General features: G+C 33.0%; 1 protein-coding gene. It reads right to left on the bottom strand.

What is annotated here, in order from left to right; all coding sequences use genetic code 11:
- A partial coding sequence (locus ACFOZZ_RS13265; RefSeq protein ID WP_376815427.1) for an IS1595 family transposase occupies positions 1-603 on the bottom strand: 603 nt, incomplete at both ends.

The raw sequence follows: 603 nt of genomic DNA on the forward strand, positions 1-603 counted from the left end.
ATCTGCCTATGACTGATAGGAAATGATCTCTGTAAGTATTTCTTGATTTTATCCATGATAGTCTTTCCAATCTTTCTATGGTTAAATCTATACTCCTGCTCGTTCAGGAATAAAGGCATCTCTCTTTTGGTTATTCCGTGATATATCCCAGTAATATTATTCTTAATATTACCGATTATTATGTTTAACCAGAGTAGTCTATGATCCCTTTCTTCATAGCTAATCTTCTCATTCTTTACCTGTATTTCTTCTTTTAATGTATTAAAGCCTTTCTCACCATCAGTATTAAGTAATGAATCATTTGATAATAAACAGCACTGTTCTATGTTTTTCTTAAGTGACAGACCAGTATAATCATTGATGAGTCTTAACTTAATAAACCGGGGATAGTTATTCTCTTTATCTGTAGATAGAATGCCTAAAACAGGTTGCTGCTCACTTGCACGACCTGCTTTATTCTTGGATTTTGCGCCAATATTAAAGACATCTGCCTCATAAAAAAGGCTATTGAGCAACTTATCAGAATTACTTAATGACATAAGAATTCTACACTTGCTTTCTAGAAGAAGTGCAGTCTTGTAGTTAACGTCTAGTATTGAACAT

Source organism: Catenibacterium sp. GCM10023432 (genome assembly GCF_042651925.1).
Classification (GTDB): domain Bacteria; phylum Bacillota_I; class Bacilli_A; order Erysipelotrichales; family Coprobacillaceae; genus Catenibacterium; species Catenibacterium mitsuoka.